This window comes from Pantoea sp. (genome assembly GCF_039594315.1).
Classification (GTDB): Bacteria; Pseudomonadota; Gammaproteobacteria; order Enterobacterales; family Enterobacteriaceae; genus Pantoea.
Genome location: NZ_JBCNNP010000064.1, coordinates 1 through 19,877 on the forward strand (window position 1 = coordinate 1; position 19,877 = coordinate 19,877).

At 52.2% G+C, this 19,877-nt stretch carries 23 protein-coding genes and 1 pseudogene; 12 read left to right on the forward strand and 12 right to left on the reverse strand.

Translation table 11 applies throughout. The features are described from left to right. From ABDW13_RS21055 to anmK, 4 genes and pseudogenes are all read right to left on the reverse strand, one after another. Positions 1 to 253, reverse strand: a pseudogene (locus ABDW13_RS21055) (tyrosine--tRNA ligase); the annotation flags it as partial. 139 nt (positions 254 to 392) lie between these two features. Beyond that, on the reverse strand, positions 393 to 1,049 hold the full coding sequence (pdxH, locus tag ABDW13_RS21060; RefSeq protein WP_343554484.1) for a pyridoxamine 5'-phosphate oxidase: 657 nt from the start codon (positions 1,047 to 1,049) through the stop codon (positions 393 to 395). Positions 1,050 to 1,070: 21 nt separating this feature from the next. After that, positions 1,071 to 1,400, reverse strand: a complete 330-nt coding sequence (locus ABDW13_RS21065; protein ID WP_343554485.1) for an MliC family protein — start codon at positions 1,398 to 1,400, stop codon at positions 1,071 to 1,073. A gap of 9 nt (positions 1,401 to 1,409) precedes the next feature. Continuing rightward, the gene (gene anmK, locus ABDW13_RS21070; protein WP_343554486.1) at positions 1,410 to 2,531 is read right to left on the reverse strand and encodes an anhydro-N-acetylmuramic acid kinase; all 1,122 of its coding nucleotides are present in this window, start codon (positions 2,529 to 2,531) and stop codon (positions 1,410 to 1,412) included. 274 nt (positions 2,532 to 2,805) lie between these two features. Between anmK and slyB the strand changes: the two genes are divergently transcribed. Further along, complete coding sequence (gene slyB, locus ABDW13_RS21075; protein ID WP_343554487.1) at positions 2,806 to 3,273, forward strand: outer membrane lipoprotein SlyB; 468 nt, start codon at positions 2,806 to 2,808, stop codon at positions 3,271 to 3,273. A gap of 46 nt (positions 3,274 to 3,319) precedes the next feature. Here slyB and slyA read toward each other — a convergent pair whose 3' ends face one another. Continuing rightward, a complete protein-coding gene (slyA, locus tag ABDW13_RS21080) occupies positions 3,320 to 3,757 on the reverse strand; it encodes a transcriptional regulator SlyA (protein ID WP_007892783.1) in 438 nt (145 codons plus the stop codon). 151 nt (positions 3,758 to 3,908) lie between these two features. Between slyA and ABDW13_RS21085 the strand changes: the two genes are divergently transcribed. Genes ABDW13_RS21085 through ABDW13_RS21095 form a run of 3 tightly spaced genes read left to right on the forward strand, consistent with a single transcriptional unit; the run spans position 3,909 to position 7,017 of the window. After that, the gene (locus tag ABDW13_RS21085) at positions 3,909 to 4,145 is read left to right on the forward strand and encodes a DUF1656 domain-containing protein (RefSeq protein WP_343554488.1); all 237 of its coding nucleotides are present in this window, start codon (positions 3,909 to 3,911) and stop codon (positions 4,143 to 4,145) included. Between the two features lie 6 nt (positions 4,146 to 4,151). Continuing rightward, the gene (locus tag ABDW13_RS21090) at positions 4,152 to 5,009 is read left to right on the forward strand and encodes an HlyD family secretion protein (RefSeq protein ID WP_343554489.1); all 858 of its coding nucleotides are present in this window, start codon (positions 4,152 to 4,154) and stop codon (positions 5,007 to 5,009) included. Positions 5,010 to 5,016: 7 nt separating this feature from the next. After that, positions 5,017 to 7,017, forward strand: a complete 2,001-nt coding sequence (locus tag ABDW13_RS21095; protein WP_343554503.1) for an FUSC family protein — start codon at positions 5,017 to 5,019, stop codon at positions 7,015 to 7,017. Here the strand turns inward: ABDW13_RS21095 and ABDW13_RS21100 are convergent, their stop codons facing one another. From ABDW13_RS21100 to ABDW13_RS21115, 4 genes are all read right to left on the reverse strand, one after another. Further along, on the reverse strand, positions 7,018 to 7,485 hold the full coding sequence (locus ABDW13_RS21100; RefSeq protein WP_343554490.1) for a hypothetical protein: 468 nt from the start codon (positions 7,483 to 7,485) through the stop codon (positions 7,018 to 7,020). It lies immediately after the preceding gene. A 129-nt stretch (positions 7,486 to 7,614) separates the two neighbouring features. Further along, complete coding sequence (sodC, locus tag ABDW13_RS21105; protein WP_343554491.1) at positions 7,615 to 8,133, reverse strand: superoxide dismutase [Cu-Zn] SodC; 519 nt, start codon at positions 8,131 to 8,133, stop codon at positions 7,615 to 7,617. An 80-nt stretch (positions 8,134 to 8,213) separates the two neighbouring features. Continuing rightward, complete coding sequence (locus ABDW13_RS21110; protein WP_343554492.1) at positions 8,214 to 9,110, reverse strand: aldo/keto reductase family oxidoreductase; 897 nt, start codon at positions 9,108 to 9,110, stop codon at positions 8,214 to 8,216. 72 nt (positions 9,111 to 9,182) lie between these two features. Next, positions 9,183 to 9,422 (reverse strand): DUF1289 domain-containing protein, encoded by a 240-nt coding sequence (locus ABDW13_RS21115; RefSeq protein ID WP_343554493.1) that lies wholly within the window; start codon positions 9,420 to 9,422, stop codon positions 9,183 to 9,185. Between the two features lie 227 nt (positions 9,423 to 9,649). Between ABDW13_RS21115 and eptA the strand changes: the two genes are divergently transcribed. The 5 genes from eptA (at position 9,650) to rnt (ending at position 14,369) form a co-directional block, all read left to right on the forward strand. Next, positions 9,650 to 11,287 carry a phosphoethanolamine transferase EptA gene (gene eptA / locus ABDW13_RS21120; protein ID WP_343554494.1) on the forward strand — a complete coding sequence of 546 codons (1,638 nt, stop codon included), beginning with the start codon at positions 9,650 to 9,652 and terminating at the stop codon, positions 11,285 to 11,287. A gap of 39 nt (positions 11,288 to 11,326) precedes the next feature. Then, positions 11,327 to 11,923, forward strand: a complete 597-nt coding sequence (locus ABDW13_RS21125; RefSeq protein WP_343554495.1) for a TetR/AcrR family transcriptional regulator — start codon at positions 11,327 to 11,329, stop codon at positions 11,921 to 11,923. A 51-nt stretch (positions 11,924 to 11,974) separates the two neighbouring features. Then, the gene (locus ABDW13_RS21130; protein ID WP_343554496.1) at positions 11,975 to 13,072 is read left to right on the forward strand and encodes an alkene reductase; all 1,098 of its coding nucleotides are present in this window, start codon (positions 11,975 to 11,977) and stop codon (positions 13,070 to 13,072) included. Positions 13,073 to 13,181: 109 nt separating this feature from the next. Beyond that, positions 13,182 to 13,589 (forward strand): lactoylglutathione lyase, encoded by a 408-nt coding sequence (gene gloA, locus ABDW13_RS21135; RefSeq protein ID WP_343554497.1) that lies wholly within the window; start codon positions 13,182 to 13,184, stop codon positions 13,587 to 13,589. A gap of 108 nt (positions 13,590 to 13,697) precedes the next feature. Further along, a complete protein-coding gene (gene rnt / locus ABDW13_RS21140; RefSeq protein ID WP_343554498.1) occupies positions 13,698 to 14,369 on the forward strand; it encodes a ribonuclease T in 672 nt (223 codons plus the stop codon). A 35-nt stretch (positions 14,370 to 14,404) separates the two neighbouring features. Here the strand turns inward: rnt and ABDW13_RS21145 are convergent, their stop codons facing one another. Beyond that, positions 14,405 to 14,740, reverse strand: coding sequence for a Grx4 family monothiol glutaredoxin (locus tag ABDW13_RS21145; protein WP_175501675.1), 336 nt, complete (start codon positions 14,738 to 14,740; stop codon positions 14,405 to 14,407). Positions 14,741 to 15,105: 365 nt separating this feature from the next. Here ABDW13_RS21145 and ABDW13_RS21150 point away from each other — a divergent pair, with 365 nt between their 5' ends. Beyond that, entirely contained in the window at positions 15,106 to 15,897 is a 792-nt protein-coding gene (locus ABDW13_RS21150) for a C40 family peptidase (RefSeq protein WP_343554499.1), read from the forward strand. A gap of 56 nt (positions 15,898 to 15,953) precedes the next feature. Here the strand turns inward: ABDW13_RS21150 and ABDW13_RS21155 are convergent, their stop codons facing one another. Further along, positions 15,954 to 16,043, reverse strand: coding sequence for a YnhF family membrane protein (locus ABDW13_RS21155; RefSeq protein ID WP_097094094.1), 90 nt, complete (start codon positions 16,041 to 16,043; stop codon positions 15,954 to 15,956). Between the two features lie 273 nt (positions 16,044 to 16,316). Here ABDW13_RS21155 and purR point away from each other — a divergent pair, with 273 nt between their 5' ends. Further along, positions 16,317 to 17,342, forward strand: a complete 1,026-nt coding sequence (purR, locus tag ABDW13_RS21160) for an HTH-type transcriptional repressor PurR (RefSeq protein ID WP_343554500.1) — start codon at positions 16,317 to 16,319, stop codon at positions 17,340 to 17,342. Here the strand turns inward: purR and punR are convergent. After that, complete coding sequence (punR, locus tag ABDW13_RS21165) at positions 17,339 to 18,250, reverse strand: DNA-binding transcriptional activator PunR (RefSeq protein ID WP_343554501.1); 912 nt, start codon at positions 18,248 to 18,250, stop codon at positions 17,339 to 17,341. The two genes, purR and punR, sit on opposite strands and share 4 nt — an antisense overlap. Before the next feature lie 111 nt (positions 18,251 to 18,361). Between punR and punC the strand changes: the two genes are divergently transcribed. Next, positions 18,362 to 19,564 (forward strand): purine nucleoside transporter PunC, encoded by a 1,203-nt coding sequence (gene punC, locus ABDW13_RS21170; RefSeq protein ID WP_343554502.1) that lies wholly within the window; start codon positions 18,362 to 18,364, stop codon positions 19,562 to 19,564. The last annotated feature ends 313 nt before the right edge of the window (positions 19,565 to 19,877 follow it).

A 19,877-nucleotide genomic window follows, 5' to 3' on the forward strand; every position in this document is an offset into this window, starting at 1 on the left:
TAAAGCTGGGATCGCCAATCAGACCGGTGGCACCACCCACCAGCGCGACCGGCTTGTGTCCGGCATCCTGAAAACGTTTCAGGCAGAGCAGCGGCACCAGATGGCCCAAATGCAAGCTATCAGCGGTCGGATCGAAGCCGCAATAGAGTGCAATTGGCCCTTGCGCCAGTCGCTCTGCTAACGCTTCTTCATCCGTTACCTGGGCGACTAAGCCCCTTTCTTGCAATTGTTGTATCAGGTTACTGCTGGTCATCACTGACTCCAAATTGATCAGACTGCACCTAGGCTGGTACACAGCTTTCCGCTGACGTGCGGAGACGAAAAAAAAGAGGGCTATAGCATAAAGCGCTGACGCCAACTGCGCCAGCGTTGAAAGGGGATAAAACGCAGTTTTACGGGGCTAAACGGTCAATCGTCCAGCCGTTATCCGCGCGCTGGTAGAGGAAGCGATCGTGTAAGCGATGTTCGCCGCCCTGCCAGAACTCGACAGTATGGAATTTAACGCGATAACCGCCCCAAAAACTCGGCAGCGGCACTTCGCCTTGCTGGAATTTCTGTTTAAGTTCAAGGAACTTGCCTTCCAGCACGCCGCGCGCTGAGATCCGGCTCGATTGCTTCGACACCCACGCGCCAATTTGGCTGTCACGCGGACGGCTGCTGAAGTATTTCAGCACTTCCAGCGGCGAGAGTTTTTCCACTTCACCCAGCAACATCACCTGGCGCTCAAGGAAGTGCCATGGGAAATGCAGCGAAATACGCGGATTATCGGCCAACTGAAGCGCTTTGCGGCTGCCAAGGTTGGTGTAAAACACCATGCCTTGCTCGTCGTAGTGCTTAAGCAGCACGATGCGCTGATAGGGTTGACCGTTGCTGTCCACCGTCGCGACCGTCATGGCGGTAGGATCGGGCAGTTGCGCTGCACAAGCCTGTTGTAACCACTGCTCAAACAGCGCTAAAGGATTATCCGGCAAATCTTTACGTCGCAGCCCGCCGCGGGTGTATTCACGACGCAGATGGGCAATATTTTGCAAGCTTTCACTGTCGCTCATGTTGTTTCTCTTTCTCACCGTCTACTGCGCGGAAGCATCCGCGTTTTGCAATTCACAGTCATTTATCACGATTTTCTCGTTACGTTCAACAAAGGCACTGTTACCTTTTGACCAGAACACGTAAGTACCATCGCTGTAACGGGCACCGGATGCCGCGACCGTTTGCGTCAGCGTCAGCGGTTTACCATCCAAAATGAAGCTCACTTGCTGTTTGGCATTGTCCTGCGTGACAGTTAACGGCAAGGTGCCGCATTGATAGCGCAGCTGTTGTGGCGTTGGCGTTGCTTTATGCAACATACCGCAGCCGCTCAATAGTGCGACGCTACCAAGCAAAATGATCATCTTCTTCATATTCACCTCTTAATGCGTAAGTCGCGCATTGGCGGGATAAATCGCACCCAATACACTCATTTCTGTAGCGCCAGTAACCGCCGGCAAATTGCCCGGTAAACCGTTCAGCGTGCGGAACGCCAGCCAGGCAAAGGCTAATGCTTCCATATCATCACCGCTGATGCCGGCCTCATCGGTGGTGGTGACTTCGGTACCGGCTAAATGTGTTGCCAGACGCGCCATCAACAGCGGATTACGGCTGCCACCGCCACAAACCAGCAAGCGATCACAACCGTCGTTCAGCTGCACCTGCTGCGCAATGGTCAACGCGGTTAACTCACACAGCGTGGCCTGCACATCTTGCGGGGCCAGCGCCGGGAAACGCTGCAACTGTTGCTCAATCCAACTGAGATTGAAATATTCGCGTCCAGTACTTTTCGGTGGCGGCAGGGCAAACCACGGATCGCTCAACATGAGCTCCAGCAACGCCGGAACCACCTGGCCGCTGCGCGCCCATGCGGCATCTTTGTCGTACGGCAAGGCTTTATTGCGCCAAATCCAGCTATCGATCAGCATGTTGCCTGGACCGGTATCAAATCCGCGCACCGGTTGGCCTGGAATTAATAATGACAAATTAGCGATGCCGCCAATATTCAGCACCATGCGGCGCTCAACGCTGTCCATTAATAGCGCCTGATGGAAAGCGGGCACCAGCGGTGCGCCCTGTCCGCCCAACGCCATATCACGGCGACGGAAATCGCCAATCACCGTGACGCCAGTAGCGGCGGCAATTTGGTTGTTATCGCCAATTTGCAGCGTGTTCGGCGCATCACTTTTCGGTTCGTGCCACACGGTTTGTCCATGGCAACCAATCGCCACAATATCGCTGGCCTCCAGCGATTGCTGATGCATCAACGCCAATACCGCTTCGGCAAACAGTTTGCCGAGGCGAGTATCCAGTTGCCCTAGCTGCGACAGCGTCAAGGATTGCCCCTGACAGATCGCCAGTACCTGTTGGCGCAACTCCTGCGGAATGGGGTGGCAATAACTGGCCTGCTGCGCCACCATTTGCCCATCAATCGCCGCCAGCACTACGTCTACACCATCAAGGCTGGTGCCCGACATCACGCCAATATAGCGTCCTGATTTCATCGCGATTCACTCCCTTAACATCATCTGGCATAAGCCTGGCAAATTACCGAGGCTAATTCTATGATAAAATTCCGCTTTTCAGCGTCGCTGCGCAGTCCATTCCAGCACGAAAATATTTTCGTTGCGTAATTGAATTTTTGTTGAGGGGTGATGGTCTATGCTTCGCCTCAGCCGCGTTTTATACGGACTTAGAGTCAATTGCCAGTTTTCTGTCTTATACTCTGTGCAGTAGAGGATGAAAACATGGCGTTTTTTTGCATTAAGGAGCGTTCTGATGATTAAGCGTTTTGTAGCCGTGGCGTTGACCGGCTTAACTCTGGCAGGCTGTGCCAATACCGACACCCTTTCCGGTGACGTTTACAGCGCCAACGAAGCTAAACAAGTACAAAGTGTTTCTTACGGTACGCTGGTATCGGTTCGTCCGGTCAAAATCCAGGGTGGCGATGAAAATAACGTGATTGGCGCGATTGGTGGTGCAGTGCTGGGTGGTTTCCTCGGTAACACTATTGGCGGCGGTACTGGACGTAGCCTGGCGACTGCCGGTGGCGCAGTGCTCGGTGGCGTAGCGGGTCAAGGCGTTCAGGGCGCGGTCAATAAGTCTGACGGCGTTGAGCTGGAAATCCGTAAGGACGATGGTAACACCATCATGGTGGTGCAGAAGCAAGCGGCCAGCCGCTACTCTGTGGGACAACGTGTGGTTATGGCGTCAAACGGCAGCCAGGTAACCGTTTCTCCACGCTAAGCGCATAGCCTAGATAAGAAAAAACCGACGCTGGGCGTCGGTTTTTTTATTTCTCGCGATTGTGAAACTCGAGAATATTTTTTTCTAATCGCGCAATCAGCGTGACCATCTGGTTGATCTCTTCCAGACTGATGCCGGAAAGAATGTCATCGCGCGTTGCATCAATCACATTTTCAACCTGCTCGATGATCGGTTCCGCCTGCTTCGTCAGCTTGATGCGCTTTGCACGGCGATCGTTAGCGCAGGTGGCGCGGGTAATCAATCCCTTCTCTTCCAGCTGATCCAGCGTGCGTACCAGCGAAGGTTGTTCAATGCCAATCGCCTTTGCCAGCTGAATTTGTGACTGTTCAGGCGGGAGTTGATGAATGTTATGTAACGTCACCCAGTGTGTTTGTGTCAGTTCAAGCGGTTTTAAACGCTGATCGATTAACGCGCGCCAAATGCGCACTAAGCGAGACAGATCGGTTCCCAAGGGCGTATCCATTGCATCTCCTTATAATTAGCTTGCTAGCTATTAAGCCAGATTTTACACTATTCTGCGAGTTTACCTGGTAAATTACAATTCCAAAGCCAGGCGATGCGCTTGCCGTCTAGACTCTATTTAGATGATTCCCGGTCAAAAAGGATGATGACACGTGTTCCACACCACTTTTTCCACCACCGCACCGCTTAGCGATTTGGTCTTCGGTGCCTCGCTGTTTTTCCCACCGCTGTTCAAAGCGGTACTGCTCGGCTTCTTCTTCTGGCTACTGATCCATCCGCTGTTACGCGGCTGGATGTACTCCGGCGATGTCTGGCATCCCACATTAATGGACCTTTCCCTGTTTGTACTTTGCGTCGCTGGCGCATTGTGGTTACTGAGCCTCGGATAAATCACTATGAAATTCAACCCTTTTAAATACTTTTCGACCGTAGTGATTTTTGCGCTGGCCCTGCTTGCAGGATGGTGGATGTGGAATTACTACATGCAATCGCCCTGGACGCGTGATGGGAAAGTGCGCGCAGAGCTGGTGGACATCACGCCAGAAGTATCAGGCCGCATTATCGAACTCAAGGTGCGCGACAATCAGTTCGTGCATAAAGGTGACACGCTGCTCAAGCTCGATCCGGTGCCGTGGCAAATCGCCGAGGCCAATGCCGAAGCGCAGTTAGCTAAAGCGCAGGCCGATCTGGCTAAAGCGCAGCATGAAGCCAATCGCCGCGCCAGTTTGCCGCGCAATGTGATTTCCGCAGAAGATATGGATGCTGCGCGTTTAAGCGCTAATGCCGCCGCCGCCACCGCTAAAGCCGCACAGGCCAGCCTTGATCAAGCACGCTGGAATCTCGATCAGACCACAGTGACCGCCCCAACCGACGGCTGGATCAGCAATCTCACGCTGCGCACCGGCAACTATGCTACAGCTGGCACGCCGTTGTTCGCCTTAGTCGATAGCCACTCTTATTACGTAATGGGCTATTTCGAAGAGACCAAGTTGCGTCACATCCAACCCGGTGCGGAGGCGCAGATTGTGTTGTACAGCAACGGCGCGCGCTTGCAGGGGAAAGTAGAAAGTATTGGCCGGGCGATTTACGACCAAAGTGTCGCCACCGATGGCGGATTAGTGCCGGATATCAAACCGAACGTGCCGTGGGTGCGCCTGGCACAACGCGTACCGGTGCGTATTCACATCGATGCGCTGCCCGATGGTACGCCATTAGTCGCAGGCACCACGTGCACTATTTCTATCGCGCACTAACGCCATGATGAATTTTCAGTGGCTGGCCTGGCAAAATTTGCCGTGGATAAAAGCAACCGGCGGCGAGTGGCGCTACGCGTTACGCAATGCGATTGCCATGTGTCTGGCGTTAACCATCGCCTATGCGCTGCAACTCGACCAACCTTATTGGGCCATGACGTCCGCCGCCGTGGTGAGTTTTCCCACCGTTGGTGGTGCGATCAGTAAAAGTCTTGGACGCATTGTCGGCAGCTTATTGGGGGCCAGCGCGGCGTTGCTGATTGCCGGTCACACCTTAAATGAACCCTGGCTGTTTGCTTTCTTTATGGCGGGTTGGTTGGCGTTTTGTACCTGGATCGCCAATCACTACCAAAACAATGTCGCCTACGCCTTTTCGCTGGCGGGTTACACCGCCGCCATCATCGCTTTCAGCAGCGTCAATATTACTGATGTCACGCAATTATGGGACATCGCGCAAGCGCGCGTTTGCGAAGTGATATCCGGCATTCTTTGCGCCGGTTTAATGATGATGATTCTGCCCAGCACCTCAGACGGCAATGCGCTGATGGGTTCGCTGCGCCAGATGCATGCACGTTTGCTCGATCATGCGGTGTTGCTGCTGCAACAAAGTAGCACCGACAATGTGCGTACCGCGCATGAAAATGTGATTAGCCAGATTCTCACCATGAACCTGCTGCGTATTCAGGCTTTCTGGAGCCATTATCGCTTTCGTCGCCAAAACAACGTGTTGAACTATGTGCTGCATCAGCAACTGCGCCTGACCAGCGTGCTGTCCAGCCTGCGTCGTATGCTACTGAACTGGCCGGATGCGCCACCGCAATTGTATGACGCCATCACGCAACTGCTGCACGAATTAGCCGCGCCGCAGTGCGACAAATATCGCCTGGCGCTGATTCTGCGTGGTATCCCCCCCTCGGCAACCGGTGATTATCGCCAACGCGCCTTTGTGCAACGCTTGCGCTATTTCTGCTGGGTGTATCTCAACGTTAATCGCTGGATTCGCCTGATTGAACGCGCGGATGCAGATACCCGTTTTCAACCGCCGTATTCGCCTTCACTGGCAAGGGAAAGCGATAGCGCTGAAGCAGGCTGGAGCGCGCTGCGCACCTTTAGTGTGATCATCCTCGGCTGTGCCTTTTGGATCACCACGCAATGGGATTCCGGCGCCGCCGCACTAACGCTAACGGCGATTGCCTGCGTACTTTACTCTTCCGCACCGTCACCGAGTGGCAGCGTGTCACTTTTGCTGAAAACTTTGTTGTGGCTGTCGGTGTTTAGCTTTGTGTTGCAGTTCGGTTTGATGGTGCAAATCAGCGCGCTGTGGCAATTCTTACTGGTGCTGTTCCCGCTGCTGATTACTTTGCAGTTGTTCAAATTGCAGCAGAAAAAACGCGCGGGCATGTGGGGACAATTCATTGTCTTTATGGGATCGTTTATCGCCGTCACCAATCCGCCTGACTGGGATTTTGCCAGCTTTATCAATGATAACCTGGCGAAAGTTTGCGGTGTTTTGCTGGCCTGGCTGGCGTTCCAGGTATTGCGCCCGAGTTCCGATGCGCGCCGCAGCCGTCGCCATATTCGTGCCCTGCGCCATGCATTTCTCGATCAGTTGCGCCGCCATCCGCGACTCAGCGAAAGCCACTTTGAATCGCAGATTTACCATCACATTAGTCAACTGAGTAATAGCCGCGACGAGCAAGCGCGCGTTTGGCTGTTGCGCTGGGGCGTGGTGCTGCTGAACTGTTCGCATATTGTCTGGCAACTGCGTGAGTGGCAGCCCGCGTCCGCGACGCTGGCGCAGATACGCGACTCTAGCCAACGCGATTTACAGCGGATTATGAGTTTGCGTGGCGTGCATCACAGCGCCTTGCAGGCCACGTTAAGTGAGCTGGAAAATACCATTGATCAATTGCAGCAACAGCCAGAAAGCGAAGCGAATACGCTGGCTGGGATTTTGTGGCGCTTGCGCTGTTCCCTGGCACAGTTAGCACAAGCGGTACCGGATTGATTACTGGCAATATTGGGTGTTTTGGCGATTAAAATCATCATGCAATTGCTGCAAGGTTTTCTGTCCTTCAAAACGGGTTTTATCCTGATCGGACATCGGTTCAATCACCAACGCCTTCTCTTCGGAGGAGTAAATAAAGCGCCGATTCAAGGTAGTGCCGGTAAAGCTTTTGCCTTGAATACCGCCGCACACCACCGTCATCGCGTGGCGATAAGTTTCGCTGTGAGTGAAGTTGGTTTCCGTGGCGCTGCGTAACACATTTTGGCAGCCTTTGGCTTCTAACTGATCGATGGTGCGTTGGGTGAGCCATTCACGCCCACGCGCAATGTTCTCACAGACGTTGCGCAGCGGATTGGTATCAATGGTGCGTTGCAATTGCCGGCTGGCATCGAGGCGCAGTTGCGTGTCATTCGGTTGATCACATCCCGCCAACAATAAACATAACAACATTACTGCACGCGTTTTCATTCCTGCCCCTGAGCCTTTTATTCCGGAATCAACATCATAGGATGGAAAATCCGCCGAGAGTAGCAAGAAATTGGGTCAGTATTTTTCACAATAAGGAAATTGGGCGACAGGTGAGTGCCGCCCATGAAGTTAGATCACACCACAGGCAAAACGTGCCCCACCGCCGCCAAGCGGTTGAGGATGGTCGGCATGGTTATCACCGCCGACATGAACCATTAGGGCTTTACCTTTGATCTCATCGAGGGATTTAATGCGTGGTGCAACGACAGGATAATCTGACTTACCATCTTCTGTTACAAATAGTGCAGGCAGATCGCCAAGATGACCATCACCATACGGCCCAAGATGCTTGCCGCTATTTTGAGGGTCAAAATGTCCTCCAGCCGCACCGGCAGCTACCGTTTTGCCCTCTGATAGACTTGTCTCGCAACTTCCTTTCGCATGCACATGGAAACCATGAATGCCCGGTTTCAAGCCGGTCAACGCTGGCGTGAATTGCACGCCATACGGTGTTTCACTGAGGGTAACTTTCCCAATCTCCGTGCCGATTCCTTGCGCCGTAGCTTCATACAACGTGACATCTTGTGTCGCAGCCTGCGCGTTAGCGACGCAGACCAGAGCCAGCACAGCAATGAGTTTTGTTTTCATAACGTCTCCTTACGGTTAAATTCCCTGAAAGCTTGAACTACTTACATCCAAACTACCGTAAGTTTGACGCAACTTTACGCTTAAGGCACATCGTAACCAATAGCCGCTTTACGGATGCGGAACCATTGCTGGCGATTCAACGTTAATTGGCACGCCGCCACCGCTTCGGTGACACGATCCATTTTGCCGGAACCGATAATCGGCAATGGGCGGCTAGGCAACATCATCACCCACGCGTACACCACTTGCTCGATATTGCTGGCGCCAATTTCTTGCTTTACCAGCTCAAGTTCGTCGCGCAGCGGCTGGTAATGCGGATCGTTGAACAGTCGTCCGCCACCGAGGCATGACCACGCCATCGGACGGATACGCTGCTGCTGACACTGATCGAGCGAGCCATCCAGCAATGCGGTTTGCTCCAGCGGGGAGATCTCCAACTGATTGGTCACCAGGCTAAACGGCAAGCGTGATTGCAGCAGTGAGAATTGCGAAGCCGTGAAATTAGATACGCCAAAATGGCGCACTTTGCCGCTTTGATGCAGTTCAATAAACGCCTGGGCGATTTCATCGGCATCCATCAACGGATCAGGGCGGTGAATCAGTAATAAATCGAGATAATCGGTGTTGAAATGACGCAGTGAATTTTCCGCGCTGTGCAGTATATGGCTGGCTTCAGTAATGTAGTGACCAATGCGATGTTCCGGCTTAGCGCGTGTAGCAATGCCGCATTTGGTGACGATCTGCAATTTCTCACGTAATCCCGGCGCCAAACGCAATGCGGCTCCGAACGCCGCTTCACATTGGTAATCACCGTAAATATCAGCGTGATCGACGGTAGTGATGCCCAACGAAAGGTGATGCTCAATAAACTGCACCACTTGCTGTGGCGACATGCCCCACTCCATCAAACGCCAATAACCGGCAATCAGCGGTGAAAAGGATGGTCCCTGCGGTGCAATAGCTTGCGGTTGTAACATGGTTAAACTCCCTCAAACACGAATCCAGATATCAGTGGCGGGAGTATAACGGAAAGCCAAATCAACATTTTCTTAAAACAGTTCGGGTTGTTGCGGATCATGATCTTCGTCCACTTTCTGCTGCCGTTGCAGGCGCATCCAGCGTTGGCGACACAAACGCAGCACATCGCGCTTTTGCGCATCCGTGAATTTCATCCAGTTAAAGCGCTCATCCCGACTGCGCAAACAGCCGCGACAATAGCCGCGCGAGTCACTCTGGCAAATGCCGCGACAGGGGCTGGGAACGGGAAAGAATTCTAATTGCTCGGCCACATCAACTCCGGAATTAACATCCTGCTTCATAGTGATAACAGCTTAATGACATTGTATAAAGAGTAAACGCCAATTGCTCACAATCAATACGTTGCGGTTTTTCTTACCACTGATTACCAAAAAGTTCCGTTAAAAATCGCTTAGATTGCTTACGTTTAACTTTCGTTAAGGTTTTCCTCATCTAGTGTTCATACGATTGTCATATTCCCTATTTCCGTTGAGTTTTCATGAACGTTCCGATCACCCTTCAGTGCCGCACCAGCGGATTTAATCTGATTGCCGCGCTGTTTTTCACCTTTGTGTTAAACGCCATATTCTTGCTGCGCGCATGGGAAATCATTCCTTATTTACATCTGCACGACTATCTGTTTGCCGCCAGTATTCCGCTGGTGCTGGCTAGCGCTTTTTATCTGATTTTTTCGCTGCTTGCCTGGCCTTATCTGCGCAAACCCTTATTAATCGTTCTGGTGTTAATCAGCGCTGCTGCCAACTATTTCATGCACAGTTTCGGCACGGTAATTGACACCAATATGATTCAAAACGTGTTTGAATCTGACCCGCAAGAAGCCAGCGCATTAATCAGCAGTCGCTACGTGATGTGGATGCTGCTGATGGGGATTTTGCCGGTGGTGCTGCTGTGCCTGGTGCGGATTCGTAGCGGTCAACGTTGGTGGTGGAACATCCTGGAACGTCTGGCGGGCGCATTGGGCGCAGTGATGTTAATCCTGTTGATGGCGGTGTTGTTTTACAAGGATTACGCCTCATTAATCCGCAACAACAAGGGATTAGTGAAGATGATCACTCCGGCTAACGTGGTGAGCGGAACCGGACGTTACGTCGATCTGCGTTATCTGCAAGGGAGCCAGGAGTTAGTCAAAATCGGCGAGGATGCGCATAAAGGTCCGCTGATTAGCGCGGAAAATAAGAAAACGCTGGTGATATTAGTGGTGGGCGAAACGGCACGCGCCGAGAATTTCTCGCTCGGTGGTTATGGACGAGAAACCAACCCGCAACTGAAAAATCAGCAGGTTATCTATTATCCCAACGCGACATCTTGCGGTACCGAAACCGCCATTTCCGTGCCGTGTATGTTCTCGAATATGCCACGCGTGCACTATGACGCCAGTTTGGCACGCCATCAGGAAGGTTTGCTCGATGTTCTGGCACACGCGGGCGTCAGCGTGTTGTGGCGCGAAAACGATGGCGGCTGTAAAGGTGCTTGTAGTCGAGTGCCACACACCGATATGACGCAGTGGCAACTGCCGCAATATTGCCACGATGGATTTTGCCAGGATGATGTGTTGCTGCATCGCCTTGATAATTATATTGATAGTTTGCACAACGATGGCGTGATTGTATTGCATCAGATGGGCAGCCACGGTCCAGCCTATTATCAACGTTATCCGGCACAGTTCCGCCGCTTCACCCCAACCTGCGATAGCAACCAAATCCAGGATTGCGATCATCAGGCACTGGTGAACACCTACGACAATTCATTGCTGTATAGCGACGACATGATTAGCCGCACCATTGATAAGCTGAAAACTTTAAGCGATCGCTTTAATGTGGCGCTGGTTTATCTTTCCGATCATGGCGAATCGCTGGGTGAAAGCGGCATGTACTTGCATGGCGCACCGTATTTATTCGCCCCTTCACAGCAAACACATATTCCAGTGTTGCTGTGGATGTCGCCAGGCTATGCCGCTGCTTATCACCTCGATGAAAATTGTTTGCGCCAGCAAGCGCCCACGGAAAAAGTGTCGCAAGACCATCTTTTCCATACGCTTTTGGGGATGTTTAATATCCAAACAAAAGCCTATCAGCCGCAACTGGACATGATCAGATCGTGCCAAACTGCGTCTTGAGGGTTGCACTAGACTGACCGGTCTAATAACCTGCCCCGCATGAACAAGACTCAACAACGCAACGATACCCGTGAACATCTGCTCGCTACCGGCGAGCAGGTTTGCCTGCAACGCGGTTTCACCGGTATGGGCCTCAGCGAAATGCTCACGCTGGCGGAAGTGCCAAAAGGTTCGTTTTATCACTACTTCCGCTCGAAAGAAGCGTTCGGCGTGGCGTTGTTGGAGCGCTATTTTATTAACTTTTTGCAGCAAGTTGAGCAGCAGTTAAATGCGCCAGATTTAGTGCCGCGCGAGCGTTTTTTGCAGCATTTTCACTATGCGGAAACCTTGTTTATTGAGCAAGGCCATATCGTCGGATGTCTTGGCGTTAAGTTATCGGCAGAAGTGTGCGATCTCTCTGAACCGATGCGCGATGCGTTACAGCGTGGCGCGAGCGCCGTCATTGCCGCTTATGCGCGCTGTTTAACGGAAGTGGCAGCTGAACAACTGCTGCCATTCGCACAATCACCCGAACAATTAGCGCAACGTTGTTACCTGTTGTGGTTGGGCGCGAGTTTGCAAAGCAAAATTTCACGAGAATCAGGCCCGATTAGCCTGGCGCTCGAAACCATCGAGCAGTGGCTAAACGGCCACTGATTTATTTAAAACCGCAGTTTCTAGACGACCGGTCTACTTACAGGAGTCATTATGGCGAGTAAACAGCTGTTCTCCCCACTTAAAGTGGGCGCGATTACCGTACCCAATCGCATCTTTATGGCACCACTGACGCGTCTGCGTAGTATCGAACCGGGCGATATCCCTACGCCGCTAATGGCAGAATATTACCAGCAGCGCGCCAGTGCCGGTTTAATCATTACTGAAGCCACGCAAATCTCTTTCCAGGCGAAAGGCTATGCCGGAGCGCCGGGTCTGCATACTCAGCAGCAAATTGCCGCGTGGAAAGTGATTAACGAAGATATTCATGCCGCGCACGGTCATAGCGCAGTGCAGTTGTGGCACACCGGACGTATTTCTCACAACAGTGTCCAGCCGGAAGGCAAAGCCCCGGTAGCGCCAACGGCGCTGGCCGCCGGTACGCGTACCTCCCTGCGTGCCGCTGATGGCAGCGTATATCGTGAAGATACCTCTGTGCCGCGTGAACTGAGCGTGGCGGAAATTCAGCAAATCGTAAAAGATTTTGGTCAGGCGGCGGCAAATGCGCGCGAAGCCGATTTCGATCTGCTGGAACTGCACTCGGCGCACGGCTACCTAATGCATCAGTTCCTGGCGCCTGGCTCGAACCAGCGCAGCGATGAATACGGCGGTTCCATTGAAAAACGCGGCCGTTTCGCGCTGGAAGTGGTTGATGCTGCCATTGCTAATTGGTCAGCCGATCGTATTGGTATCCGCGTGTCGCCAATCGGCGCTTTCCAGAACCTGGAAAATGGTCCGGATGAGGAAGAAGCGGCGCTGTGGTACATCAGTGAACTGGGCAAACGTGGTCTGGCGTATCTGCACATGTCCGAGCCAGATTGGGCTGGCGGCCAACCTTATAGCGATGACTTCCGTAAGAAAGTCCGTGCCGCCTTCCCTGGCGTGATTATTGGCGCCGGTGCTTACAGCGTTGAGAAAGCCGATGATTTGATCGCGCGTGGTTTGATCGATGCCGTGGCCTTTGGTCGCGACTTCATCGCCAACCCGGATTTGGTGGCGCGTTTGCAGCAAGATGCACCGCTCAACCCGCAGCGCCCAGAAAGCTTCTATGGTGGCGGTGCAGAAGGCTATACCGATTATCCAGCACTGTAAGATTTTCGCTGCCGCAGCGGATGTGCGGCAGCGTTGTTTCATCAGAGAATTAACTCGCTATACTTAGCTGTTTGTCACTTCCTGATGACGTTTGAAAAAAGAGGATGTTATGCGTTTACTTCACACCATGTTACGCGTTGGCGATTTGCAACGTTCCATCGATTTTTACACCCGCGTGCTGGGCATGCGCGTGCTGCGTCAGAGCGAAAACACCGAATACAAATACACCCTGGCCTTTGTTGGTTACACCGAAGAGAGCGAAGGTGCGGTGATTGAGTTGACCTACAACTGGGGCGTAGACAAATACGACCTCGGCAACGCATACGGTCACATCGCATTAGGCGTGGATAACGTCGCAGAAACCTGCGATCGCATTCGCAGCGCGGGTGGAAACGTCACTCGTGAAGCGGGCCCGGTCAAAGGCGGCTCGACGATTATTGCGTTTGTTGAAGATCCAGATGGCTACAAGATCGAGCTGATCGAAAACAAACACGCCGGTCACGGCCTCGGCAACTAATGCCGCTTGTCAGCCTGCTAATTTGCAGGCTGATTCCCCTCTCCTGCTGCACCCTCCTGCAATTTTTGCCATAATGCGCGCTGCCCTATTTATTGCCATGAGATCCTGATGTCTGAATCGAACGCTTTAAACGCTCTCAACCAACGCTTCCGCGGTTTTTATCCTGTCGTGATTGATGTCGAAACAGCCGGCTTTAACGCTCAAACCGATGCGTTGCTGGAAATTGCTGCCACCACACTGAAAATGGATGAAGAAGGTTGGTTACACCGTGATGAAACGCTGCATTTCCACGTAGAACCGTTTGAAGGGGCCATTCTTAATCCTGCGGCACTGGCGTTTACCGGTATTGATCCGACTAATCCATTGCGCGGCGCAGTGAGTGAATACGAAGCGCTGCATGCGATTTTTAAAATGGTGCGCAAAGGCACCAAAGATAGTGGCTGCAATCGCGCCATTATCGTGGCGCACAACGCGACTTTCGATCTTAACTTCGTAATGGCTGCCGCCGAGCGTGCCAGCCTGAAGCGCAATCCGTTTCATCCCTTTGCCACCTTCGATACTGCGGCATTAAGCGGTTTGGTGCTGGGGCAAACGGTGTTAGCTAAAGCCTGTAAAGCGGCAGGAATGGAGTTTGATAGTACGCAGGCGCATTCAGCGTTATATGACACCGAGCAAACGGCCACGCTGTTTTGTGAGTTGGTGAATCGCTGGAAACGCCTTGGCGGCTGGCCATTGGCAATCGGTGAAGAATCAACAGACGATGCATCCGTCGAAGAGTAGATAAAGAAAAGGCCGACATTTGTCGGCCTTCTGCATTATTCCGCTTCTTTATACTTCTCAGCGGTTTCTTTCAGTAACGGCTGAAGTTCGCCGCGCTGAAACATCTCAACGATGATGTCGCAGCCGCCGACCAGTTCACCATCTACCCACAGTTGCGGGAAAGTCGGCCAGTTGGCGTATTTTGGCATTTCAGCGCGGATATCCGGGTTCTGCAAAATGTCTACATAGGCGAAGCGCTCGCCACAGGCTGAAAGAGCCTGCACCGCTTGCGCAGAGAAGCCGCAGCTTGGCAGTTTTGGCGAGCCTTTCATGTATAACAGAATCGGGTTTTCTGCGATCTGGCGCTGAATTTTTTCAACAGTACTCATTATTGCCTTCCTTAATCCTTCACTTCGTGTTTGTTTATTGTAGCGATTTAGCCCGCCTACTGAAAACGGGATTTTGCATTAGCGTCATGCTAATCGCCATGTTTGTTAAATCAACATCTGACAAATAACATTTTCGTATCATTAATAAGCATTAATAAATTAATAATTAGCAATGATTTCGCTGGGTTAAGCAGCTGAAATAGCTCATTTTTGCTACAGAATCAATCTGGTAACATATTAATAGAAAAAGGCCTTACCTTTTGGAAAAAAAGTGGATTAGAATTGCCTCGGCGCTGGTCGTTTGATCAGATTTCTCTCACTTTGTCGCAGTCTGTTTCCAATCAGCCTGCTTAACCTGTAACCGGATTATGCGTCTACTAATTACGCTTTTCATACTGGCTTTTGCCCAACTGTTTTTTAATGTGGCCGCGGCTTCTCCGCATGCGCCCGTTAATGCCAGTTCGCCAAAAGCAGAGAAAAAGAGCGCACGTGAAGACGAGCGCCGCAAGCGACGCCCGGTGAAAACCACTACCAAAAAATCGCGCCTGACGTCAGTCCAAAAATTCAAACTCAAAAAACAGACCAAGTCCGAAACTGCGCTGCACCATACCACCAGCAAAAAATCCCAGCTTAAACTCTCCGGTAAGAAATACGGGCATCAACGCCTGGCGAAAAAATCCTCCGAGATTGAAGTCGATGACGAAGCGCTAGCGCTGACCGGCATCAAAATGAGCAAGGCGCACCGCCAGCGCTATCAAAAAGCGCGTGAAACGGCGATGACCAAATTAATGGGCCAGCTCGGCAAGCCTTATCAATGGGGTGGCACGTCGCCACATACCGGTTTCGATTGCAGCGGCCTGGTGTGGTACGCCTATAAAGATCTGGTGAAATTCAAATTCCCTCGCACCGCCAATGAAATGTATCACCTGCGCGATGCAGCACCGATTAAGCGTGAAATGCTGGAGAAAGGCGATCTGGTGTTCTTCCGCATCAATAATCGCGGTACTGCCGATCATGTTGGCGTTTACCTGGGTAACGGAAAATTTATTCAGTCACCGCGTACCGGCAAAGATATTCAGATTAGCGCATTGGGCGAGGATTACTGGCAGAAACACTACGTGGGTGCGCGCCGCATGATGACGCCTAAAACCATTCGCTAGCGGTTGCGCAACACAGATAAAAAAGCCGGATGCTGTTATCAGCTCCGGCTTTTTTATTAATGCATAATAGCGGTAAAACTGAATGCGATAATCATCAACAGCGCGCCAACAGTGGTCATTAGCGCTAATTTCAAATCAGTACTCATCACAGCTCCTTAGTCACACATTCTTTATGGTTATGACGATTTTGGCATAGCAACCGGCAAAAATCTCGTCTTATCGGCGCGGGCTTGCTAGAATCGCCGCCTTTCGTTGCGCAACCGATTAAGCACGTGCTGGAATAGGTGCGCAATGACGTGATTTTGCCTGCTGAAAAATCCCATTTTGCCCGCTGTTTTGGGCCGTAAAAGCATTAGCAGACGCAAACGTTTAACAATATACTTATCAGTAAGTTGCGATAAGCCAGGAGTACCTTTTTCATGGCAACAATTAAAGATGTCGCGAAACGCGCTGGTGTCTCAACCACCACGGTTTCGCATGTCATCAACAAAACGCGCTTCGTTGCGGAAGAGACGCGTAACGCCGTATGGGCAGCGATCAAAGAATTACACTACTCGCCGAGTGCTGTGGCGCGTAGCCTAAAGGTCAATAACACCAAAACATTGGGTTTGCTGGCGACGTCCAGTGAAGCGCCCTACTTCGCCGAAATTATTGAAGCGGTAGAGCATCACTGCTTTGAGCGCGGATATACGCTAATCCTCGGCAATGCGCATAACGATTTGCAGAAGCAGCGAGCTTATCTGTCGATGATGGCGCAGAAGCGCGTCGATGGCTTGCTGGTGATGTGTTCCGAATATCCAGACGATTTACTGCAAATGCTGGAAGAGAACCGCAATATACCGATGGTGGTGATGGATTGGGGTGCTTCGCGTGGTGACTTTACCGATACAGTGCAGGACAACGCCTTCCAGGGTGGCTACCTTGCCGGTCGCTATCTGGTCGAACGCGGACATCGTGACATTGGCGCTATTCCCGGTCAGATGGAACGTAATACCGGCGGCGGTCGTCATGCCGGTTTCCTGCAAGCGATGAGCGAAGCGGGCATTACGGTGCGTCCAGAATGGATCGTTCAGGGCGACTTTGAGCCAGAATCGGGTTATCAGGCGATGCAGCAAATCCTTAATCAGAAACAGCGACCAACCGCGGTATTCTGCGGTGGGGACATCATGGCAATGGGCGCGATTTGTGCTGCTGATGAGATGGGCTTGCGTGTGCCGCAGGATATTTCGGTGATTGGCTATGATAACGTGCGCAACGCGCGTTACTTCACGCCAGCGCTGACCACGGTGCATCAGCCAAAAGCCGAATTAGGTGAAAAAGCGCTGGAAATGCTGTTGGATCGCATCACCAGCAAGCGTGAAGATCCGCAAACCATTGAGGTTCAACCGACGCTGATTGAGCGTCGTTCGGTGGCGTACGGCCCGTTCCGCGACTATCGCCGTTAAGCCGAGGTTTCGCTGAGCCATTCGTGGTTCAGCGTTTCAGCATCGCCAAGATAAGCCAGTAACCAATCCATCGCTGGCGACGCACGCTGTTCTGACCAACTGACGCAGCAGGGGCTATCAGGAAACGCCTGCGGCAATGTCAGTTCCACTAGCGCGTGGCGATCCAGCAACGGACGCGCTAAATGTCCCGGCACCATGCCGACGCACAATCCAGCCTGCAAACACTCCAAACCGGTTTCCCATTCCGGCACCACCAAACGTCGCTGATTATCCAGTGTCCATGTCATGCGACGCGGCAATGCACGCGAGGTATCTTCCAGCACCAGCGAAGGCCAGGCGCGCAGCGTTTCATCATTTAATTCAGCTGCATTGACCAACGGATGATCGGGACTGACGACGCAGCGCCAGTTAAGTGCGCCCATATCCTGGAAAGCGAAGCGCCCACCGACTGGAATCGCCTGGGTTGCGCCAATCGCTACCTCGACCCGCCCATCCGCCAATGCATCCCACACGCCGTTGAACACTTCGTAGCTGATGATCAACTCCATATCGGGGAAATGGCGATAGAAATCTTTCACCAGTTGGCGCGTACGTTGGGGTTTCACTATGCAATCCACGGCAATGCTAAGTTCACCGCGCCAGCCGTTTGCCAATTGCTGACATTGCCTACGCGTTGCGAGCATTTTTTTGATAACAGAACGGCCTTCACGGACAAAATGTTCACCGGCGGGCGTCATCACCACTTCACGATGATGTCTTTCAAACAACGGCACCGCCAGCCAGCTCTCCAACTGGCGCACGGTGTAGCTGACGGCAGAAGGCACGCGATGTAATTCTTGCGCCGCCGCACTAAAGCTGCCGGTGCGCGCCACCGCATCCACCACTTCCAACGCATATTCAGACCACATATTCTTGCCTTCAAAAAATTTAACAGCACTTCGCAAATATTAGCGTTTCACAAAATAGGTTGCACCCTTTTACACTCCCCGCCGTTCAACCTGCCTAATTAGAGAAGCATCATGTTGTCGTCCAAAGCTTTTATGCCTTACCTCGCCGTGCTGAGCATGCTCGGCTTTCTCGCCACGGATATGTATTTACCGGCTTTTGGCGATATGCAGCGTGATTTTGCCACCGCGCCCGGCACCATTAGCGCGAGCCTAAGCTTGTTTCTTGGCGGCTTTGCTTGTGCACAAGTTTTTTGGGGGCCGTTGTCGGATCGTTATGGCCGCAAACCTATTTTGCTGGCTGGCTTAGCCATTTTTGCCCTTGGCTGCCTGGGCATGCTGTGGGTGACCGATGTCTACATGATGCTAGCGTTGCGTTTTGTGCAGGCGATTGGTGTGTGTGCTGCGGCAGTGAGTTGGCAAGCGCTGGTGGTTGATCGCTATCCAAAAGCGCAAGCGAATAAGGTTTTTGCCACCATTATGCCGCTGGTGGCGCTTTCACCTGCGCTAGCGCCGTTGTTGGGCGCGTGGCTGATTGGCCATTTCCACTGGCGTAGTATTTTTATCACTCTGACGTTAATTGCTATCGTGTTGCTGATTGGCACGTTGCGCTTACCCGCTGTAAAACGTGCAACTGCTGATACAGGTAAGCAGCCCGGTTGGTTAAGCTTGCTGAACACCCGAGTTTATAGCGGCAACGTGTTAATTTATTCAGCTTGTTCAGCCAGCTTTTTCGCCTGGTTGACCGGATCGCCGTTCATCCTCGCCGCCGCAGGCTTAACCCCAGCAGATATTGGTCTGAGTTACATTCCGCAGACCATTGCGTTTCTGATTGGCGGATTTGGTTGCCGCGCGCTGCTCAATCGTTATCAAGGCGCGCAGTTATTGCCTTGGTTGCTGGTGCTGTATAGCCTGAGCATTCTGAGTCTGTTTGTGGTGGCGTTGATGCCGTCAACTTCGCTGTTTGTGCTGCTAATGCCGTTCTGCGGCATGGCGCTGGCGAATGGTGCAATCTATCCCATCGTGGTTGCCAGCGCGCTTGCGCCTTTCCCACACGCCACCGGCAAAGCCGCCGGTTTGCAGAATCTGTTCCAGTTAGGCTTGTGTTTTGCCGCCAGTTTGTTGGTTTCAACCGGACTGGAACGCGCGCTCTACAACACCACTTTAGTGATGGTCGCCACCGTGGTATTGGCATGGGCTGGCTTTGTTTGCCAACGCGGCTTAAGCGCACAAAGTGATAATGCCCTCACTTCCCGTCCCTGCGAAGATAATCAGTAAGGCAACGATTATCGTTAGCAAACTAACGATAACCCGTTGAATATTGACCCACGTGAGCATATACTCGGTGGGTCAGTAATTCTGCTACAAATCAATAATATAAATGTAACACCTTTGCGACCCTGTCGCGGGATGGCGTCTGCACGATAACCAGTGCGATGACCCACTTTGCTGCTCAAATACATACCTCTGTAAAACGTCGGATTTCTGGCGCACGGATTTTCCGTGAGTTCTCTCACAGGTCTTGGGAAATTGGCTATTCTTTTTCTCAGGTTCAGATCGGAAGGTGATGGAGAAGCTATGAGTTCATCTG